General features: G+C 38.7%; 4 protein-coding genes and 1 pseudogene. All 5 read right to left on the bottom strand.

The annotated features are described in order from the left end of the window. A pseudogene (locus tag ABJG98_RS10145) lies at window positions 1-508 on the bottom strand (hypothetical protein); the annotation flags it as partial. 189 nt (window positions 509-697) lie between these two features. Further along, on the bottom strand, window positions 698-2,083 hold the full coding sequence (locus tag ABJG98_RS10140; protein WP_348279399.1) for a hypothetical protein: 1,386 nt from the start codon (window positions 2,081-2,083) through the stop codon (window positions 698-700). 3 nt (window positions 2,084-2,086) lie between these two features. Beyond that, the gene (locus ABJG98_RS10135; protein ID WP_348279398.1) at window positions 2,087-3,202 is read right to left on the bottom strand and encodes an outer membrane beta-barrel protein; all 1,116 of its coding nucleotides are present in this window, start codon (window positions 3,200-3,202) and stop codon (window positions 2,087-2,089) included. A gap of 9 nt (window positions 3,203-3,211) precedes the next feature. After that, a complete protein-coding gene (locus tag ABJG98_RS10130; protein ID WP_348279397.1) occupies window positions 3,212-6,490 on the bottom strand; it encodes a High-affnity carbon uptake protein Hat/HatR in 3,279 nt (1,092 codons plus the stop codon). Beyond that, on the bottom strand, window positions 6,490-8,004 hold the full coding sequence (locus ABJG98_RS10125; RefSeq protein WP_348279396.1) for a DUF4062 domain-containing protein: 1,515 nt from the start codon (window positions 8,002-8,004) through the stop codon (window positions 6,490-6,492). The genes ABJG98_RS10130 and ABJG98_RS10125 overlap by 1 nt, the downstream gene beginning before the upstream one ends. Between the last annotated feature and the right edge of the window lie 31 nt (window positions 8,005-8,035).

The raw sequence follows: 8,035 nt of genomic DNA, 5'->3' as shown, positions 1-8,035 counted from the left end.
TAGCAGCAGTTACTGTGCCATTTCCTATCGTTAAATCTCCCTCAGCAAATCCTACCATTGTCTCGCTAAAGTCTACAGAAATTGGTATTGGATTCGCATTCGTTGGATCACTCGCTCCACTTGATATTACTGGGGTTGGTGAAGTATTGTCTACGGTATATGCCTCACCAGTAGTATACCCAGCAGTTATTGGAGTTTCCGCTACAGAAACAAAATCGATACTTAAAGTCCCATCTCCGGTAACACCTGTAACTGGAACATTATAAATTATATTATCACCCGTTGTAGGAGCCCCTATAACCCCCGAAGTTCCGCTAAAGTCAGCTGCAAAATTAGCTGCTGCTATTGGGGTTGTTGCAGATTGAAAAGTGACTGTGAAATTAACTGTAGTTGCATTGGTTGGATCTGAATCAGCTCGAACGATGGATAAAACAGTCTGTGCTGATGAATTGTATCCAATTAACATTAATGCGAAACAAATAAAGGATAAACAGCAGTGCTTTCTCATAGTGATTTAATTAAGCGAAAAGAGTAATAGTTTCGACAGGTGGTATGGCTACATAAGTTACTTCAAATCTAAAGCAAAAGTGAATTTCAAGAAAGGTTTATTTAATTCAAAAGCCTATATCATTTTTTCGATATAAACTTTAATTATACAGATAAGATAATAGTTGGTTTAAATTGTATTTTACCAAGATTAATCTAGAAAGCCATCATCATTAAGTTTGATAATAGATATCAATTTAACACCTCCACCAAAATCAACGTTTGCAACAGCAACAATTTTTCCATCAGGTAATGTTACTGCATCAACAACGCTATCATTGCCATCTGCAAGACCAAAGAATGATTCTGCTCCTGCAATAGGTACTGCTGATTGATCAAATTTCACAAACATACCCTCACCGCCTCTAGAGAAATTCCCAGTCACAAATGATTGATATTGCCCGACCATAACAATATCATTACTTATGGTTTGAGTGACACCTAGTCCTTTGGTTTGAAGTGTATTAGTTTCTGAATTGTAGGCAGAATTATCGTAGCTATTTCCGCTCAAGTAGATACCGTTATTACTCAAATTCATGATGAATGAAAATTCTTGATTTGTTGATGTACTTGAAGTGCCAACGATAGAGTAACCCGATGAAGTCTTGATTACATTATTTACTTTTTCATTGTATACCGCCATTATTCCTGGGTCTGGATCTTCAAACCCATATGCAGCAAAATTAACAGGGGTTCCGTCTGATGATATTTCGAGGTAGTATACATTCGTTCCATTATTTCCACCGTTCTCCCCTAACAAACTTGGTGAGTTACTATATCCAATCAAAACAATATTTCCATTAATTTTCTCAAAAGCTCTTACCAAAATATCGTCTTCATCTTCACCAGCTACACCCTGAGTATTTTCAAAAATAACCCCGCTGGTAAAATTGAATTTGAAAAAATAGTTATCAAAATCTGATACACCACCACCCCTATCAAATTCCTTCGCTCCTGCAAGTAGCAGTGAGCCGTCTGAGAGTACAATTACATCATTACCTATTAAATCGAAATCCGTGTTACCCGGAACTGAAACTAATACTAATAAGGTATCATTTAATAGATTCAAATTATCATCAAGAAATCCAACACTCATGATTTGAAAATCTGAAATATTAAGAACAGTTTCAGTAATCGATGAGGTCCCAATCGTAATAAATCCACCACTAATGCAATGAATTTGTCCAGCCTTTTCATCACCTCTGAAAACATCCGGATTCCCATCCCCAGTAAAATCCCTATCGGTGGCATTTTCAAACCCAAAAGAGGTGGAGTCAATTAAATTACCTTCTAAATCAGTTCTGAGAACGAAGTAGTCATTATCGCCTAAGTCATTGGTTTTAGTCCCAAAAACTACTAGTCCTTCTGCAACTTCTCCTGTATCATCATAAACAATTTCTATATCGCTTGCCTCATAACTAGTTAATTCGCCAAAGTATTTAACAAAGGCTTCGTCTGGAGCAGGTGCATTTTCATCTTCTATTTGGCAAGAAACTGCCAAAAAGGCTGATATTATTAATAGTAGAATGTTTCTCATATACTAGCGATACTGCTTGCGTTTTCGTGGAATATAAAGCGACCGGGTATATCCGGCTGAAATAGAAAGCGTGTTAATGGTTAAATCATCTTCGACATGACCGACACCGTAGTTTAAATCTTCATTCGCCCATCTATTGTCTGGATTAATATAATTAAGAAGAGAATTATCATAACGTAACTCTATAGAAAAGAAATCAACTTTAGCTCTGCCTACTCTGAATCTTGTCCCGAGTCCACCCATTATCGAAATATTTGATGAACTCACCTGATCTTCTGATTTTAAATCATCACTACCTGCCGGCAGTGTATATGCTGTGCCTCCTGTTCTTCTCGCATCTACATACTTAGCACTCAATGTCAAATCGAACGACCCTCCAATAAAAATATAAGGAAGAAATCCTATCCGTTTACCATCAGAATCTTTGTTTTCATAATTTAAACTGTAACGTACCATTAAGGGTACTCTTAACATACTACTTGTATTTTTGGCCACATAATTAAGATCGTTAGCGATCATTTCCCCTTCTATTTCATAGGTGGTAATCCTGTACTGAAGCCCTGTTCCTACTTCTATTCCCTTCGTAATATGTCTTTCAGCCAAAGCCTCTACCCAGAAGCCAACACCCAACCCTGTATCATTTCCATTTTCATTATATCGCTTACTTCCAGACTGAAAAGTGTTAAAATTTTGAATTACTTTGGGTAAAGTCTTGTTGAATCCACCTCTTACAGCAACTCTTAGAATCGGTTCTGTCTGAAATTTATCCTTTAGAAGGTAAAGCTCTGCAGGATCTTCCGCTGCCAGCTGATGCTCTTTATCAACTTTAAGTAGCTCAATAAACATCTCCTCCGCTTTTTGTTCATCATCTTGAAAAAGATATGCCTTAGTCAATAATTTATAAGCTCTTATCTCTTCATCAATAGTAAAAACGCCTTGCTCAAGGCATCGTGTAAATCCACTATTCTCATTGTTATAACCATTAATTATATCCGCAAGTCTTCCTTGCTCAAAAGCAAGTTCGGCTTGGGTAAGAGATCTTGCACATTGCGAGGAGGACTGGGCTGCTACCCAAAATGTGCAAATGGATAGACCAACGGCAATTAGGTGTTTCTTCATAGATAAATTTTACTGAACAGTTCCACGTTTTGGCATTCCATCACACGTTTCCACATATGGAATATCGCTCCCAACATACTGCCTCCACTCATTGTCAGACATGTTTCCTAAAGTAATGTGTGAGCATATTTCATGCGCCATGTCATCAGCCTTAGTTGGGTATCTACGAATATTACCATCTCCGGCAGCCGTTACAAAGTAATTTCCATCAGGGCTAAAGTCAGCATCGTAAACCCAACCTTGATCACGCACTCCCTTATAGTCCTCAAGCACAATCGGAAGGTCAAATAGATTTTTCATATCCCATACTCGTACTTGACTGTTGGTTGAAGTACCTAAAACAAGTCTATCATCTGGGCTAAATTCAATGTCCGTAATTGGAGCCCTAAATCCTGTTAAAATTGGCTGCACTTGTATATTATCTTCCATGTCCCAGATAACCAATCTACCATCTTCGCTACCGTAGGCCAGGAACTTACCACTATGGCTAAATCGAACTGATTTTATGGCTCTATCTCCCTTAGAAGTTGCTGATTCATCTGATTTATTTATAAGTGTTGTTGCTCCTTTAGAAATATCTGTCAAATCCCAGATATAAACGTTGCCATCTTCACCACCTCCTACTAACGTTTTTGCATCTGGTGAAAGTGCAATTTTATTAATCTTAGTAGTCGACCGAGCGAGCTCAGTAGAAGATCTGAAGTCACTTCTCAATATTCTGTTATCGGCACCTACAGATATAAATCCTGAATTATCAGGGAGGAATAACAAATCAAAGACAGTTCCTCCTGTATGGCCGCTAATCTTATTGGGTTCCTGATCAATATTCTTCACATTGAAGATGAGAATATTATTTTGATCCGTCCCAAGAGCTAAGAATTGTTCATTTGGACTAATGTTAACTACTCGAGCTACATCGTCATTCTGGAAAATTAAATTCCATGATCTAGATTCAACATTCCATTTAATTACCTCTCCATTCGCATTCGCAGAGTACATGTATTTCCCATCCTTGGAATAAACCACGGAACGTACTGCAACAATTGTATTTTCAGAATTTGGATCAACTGGTTTATGATATTGATTGAAAATAGAATCTCCTTTTTCTAGCAACAAACCGTTATTTACAGCTTCACGCTCATAAAGTCCCTGAAGCGCATTGTAGATACCTGCATAAATATCACCGTTGTAGTCTTTACCTTCATCTTTAAATTCTTCATAAAATAAATACGCCTGGCGAGCTACAATAGCCTTCAATTCAGCCTGATCCTGATCTTCAGGTAGGATATTTTTGGCTTTAATCGCCATTGATTGTGCAATGGCCTGGTATCTAAGACGCTCAGCATTATCACGAGCTTCATTGGCAGCCGTTGCTTGTCTATCTGCTTCGGCCGCATTCTCCTTAGCTATGTTAGCTTGTCTTTGAGCTTCGACATTAGCTTTCTCCGCTTCTGCCTGCGCTTTTTCTGCTAATGCTTGCTGCCTTATTGCTTCTGCAGCAGATAATTGCGCTTGTATTCTTTGATTGTCTGCCTCATCTTTTTGCTCTAATGCAAGTGCTTCCTGACGCTTGGCTTCAGCAGCAGATTCCTGAGCTGCTTCCTGAAGGGTCACAGCTTCATCTCTCAATTCTTCAGCTTCTGCCTGTGCAATTCTAGCTTCCTCGGCCGCTTTTTCAGCTTCATCTGCTTTAATGAATGAATAAATCAAGAAACTCAAGGAAACAAGAACAGCTACAGCCAAAACCACCGCAGTGGTTCTCATTCTTTTTACTTGTCGCTTTTGGAGAATTTCTTTATTTCTCTGCTCTGTTAAATATGCTTTCTCGGAAGTTTCCAAGAAAACCATGGTTCGCTCAAAAGCGGGATTATATCGCTGACCCCAAACAAGTGTAGGTCTGTTCTCTTCTCGCCAGTTTAGGGCAAGTTGTAAATCCGGCATTTGCCATAAACCTGCTTTACCTTCTTGATATCTTTCTGCTGCTTCAGAGAGTTTTAGATACATCTCAGCAGCTTTGGATTCCTCATCCAACCATCTTTTTAATCGAACCCAAATACGCATCAAGCTCTCATGCGAAATATCAACGACTGTCTCAGATTCCAGTCTAACACCAAAAGGTGGCATTAAAAGAGATCTGCCAGGTTCTCTGAAACGTTCAACTACTCTCGCTACCTCATCTTCATTAACACCCGCAATCGCGGCAATTGTTGCCAATTTTGTTGGTCTCCTAATTCCCTGATTTTCTGATCCACGCTCAGTTAACGCTTTAAACATTACTTCGCAAATCTCTTTCTCTCTTTTGCTTAATGAGTCAAAAGCTTCATTTGCATGCATTGAAAGCGCTTCACGCAGTGTACCAATGGAATTGTAGTGCCTTAAATCTATTGGCTCACCAATCTTCCTGTTTTCAGTCCAATAGGACCATGTACGCATCAAGGCATGTTGAAGAATTGGTAATTGATCAGGATTATCTCCAACATCGTTAAGTAGTTGCTGGGTTAAACGCGGTGCAATTTTACCTCCGCCCACCGCAACCGGACCTTCAATTGCTGTTCTCTTTTGATCCCTTGTCATCTGAGGAATCAAATAGTGAGAATCGTTAATCATTTGAGTCAGATCAGGAAACTGTGCACACTCCCCAATAAAGTCTGACCGCATAGTAAGTGCTATGTATACTGGCTCATCATACTGATGTATCGCTTCCAGCAAAAGATTTACGAATGCCGATGATTCGTCTAAATCAGATGTGGCAGATTCTAACTTACGATATCTAAAAAGCTCTTCAAACTGATCGACTAAGATTAAAACATTCTGAAAATCATCTGTTTTAAGTTGACGAACTACCTCGACTAATCCTAATGAACTACTTCTTAAAACTGTACTAATAATTGTCTTTCTAATGAGCTTGTCTTCATCTCCTAGATTAGAAAACTCCTTATCCTTAATTAGTAGTGCCTCAGCTAGATTATCTATTGGGCCTCCTCCCGGACGTGTAACAACAATTCTCCAATTCGATCCTGCTTCAGTCATGAACCCTCCATATAGTGTAGGGATCAAGCCACAGAACATTAATGAAGATTTACCGCTTCCGGATGCTCCAAGGATTGCTACAAACTTATTTTCAGATAGTTTGACAAGAACCTCATCACTTTGGCCTTCACGACCAAAGAAAAGGTGACTCTCTTCAATTCCGAAAGGTCTTAATCCCGGAAAGGGATTAATCAGTTGCGTAATGTCTACAATATCATGGGTCTCTTGACCTTGAATATCAATTTCTTTCTCGCTCATCAGCTTTCTATTTTAGTTAGAAAAGGTTTTAGATGTTCTGGAGTAAATGTTCCTCCATTATTACCTAAAACCATAGCGTTATTTTTTTTATAGTGCTCCATGTCCACATCTTTCTGTCCCTTGAAGTAAACCGCCTTAGCCGTTAACGGCTTTTCACGGCCAAAACCAGGAGCTTTTAATAGATCCTGTAATTTGGTTTTAATCCAATCTTCGGTGGCTTGTCCAAAGTAAATAATAGAAGCATCGCATCTTCTAAGATTTTCTTGGTGTATATATCTTAAGTCAACCAAATCTCCTTCATAGCTTGGTGAAACTACATTGAAGCCTTGCTTTTTTAAATATGTCTGAATATCGTCAATTTCGCTTACATCACGTTTATCAGCGATCAGATAAATCATCTTTGTTTTATCATCTTCTTTCTGGGTTTCAAGTCCCTTAATGTTCCTACGAACATTAAACCTACCTCCAGTTACCAGCTCCTCTCGAATGATGGTCTTAAGTTCTTGAAGTGAAATCTGTAGTACTTCGGCTTCTTCCAAAGCAGCTGCATCACTCTTTAAATCTTCGATGAATATTTTTTGTCGTTCTGTAACATTTTTCAGGTCAGGCGAAACCCAAATGAGTCTGCTAAACAGTTCTCTTTCGCCTTCTTTCGCCTTTTTGTTTTTTTCTACCATTTGATAGGTATGATCTGAAGCTATCCTATTTTGCATATCTACAACAGAGAGTTCAGACCCCCGTGGTTTATATCCGTAATCTTCTCCCACCAAATGAATTGATAATCGACATCTATCTAAATCATCTCTGACCATCCGATCTAGTGCTTTAGATTCTTTCGGAAGACTATGATCAGGAAGCACTTTGTATCCGTGGCGGATTAACTCTCGTTTGATTATATCTCTTTGGATTACCATATCCACTCCTGTACTGGCAAGGTAAACAGTCTTTTCGCGCGGAATTGCTTCATACGTTCCACTCCCCTCTTCTATTTCTCTAGCATGTAGCACATGGTTGATGTCATAAGCCATGTCAACAAGTTTCATCCAGTAGCTACGTTCTGCGTCATTCCCAAAAAATCTTGTGAATTCTTGTGGATCTCCTGTTAGTGGATCAACCAAATAAAAATCATAAGTAAGTAGGTCTTCTAGCTCACCCAAGTGTTCGTCTGGATCAAAGGGACGTTTAAGGACTTTAAATATTCGCGCCACACCATCAGCTATAAGACCTCCTTTTGACTTTAACTTCTTGCCATGTGAATTCAAAGCGCTAATGAGTACTTTTTCTTTGACAAGATTTGAAGTTAATACAGCTAAAATAACATTATAGTTATCCAACTCTGCGGCAGAAAAATTTGATTCTGTTATAAGCTTTATTTCTGGATTTTCTCGGGTAATCTGATACATCAATGTGGATAAAAACTTATGAAAGTTTGATACCCACCCTTTAATGCCTCCTTCTATCAACGCATCGTCTGCTTCTGAATAGATTAGTGCTATGGTGCGATTACTGCTCATTGGTGCGATTAGGCGTTTGTTAGTGAATTAA

Source organism: Ekhidna sp., assembly GCF_039960695.1.
GTDB lineage: Bacteria > Bacteroidota > Bacteroidia > Cytophagales > Cyclobacteriaceae > Ekhidna.
Note: the sequence above shows the minus strand (reverse complement) of the source record. Positions and strands in the feature narration are given on the sequence as shown.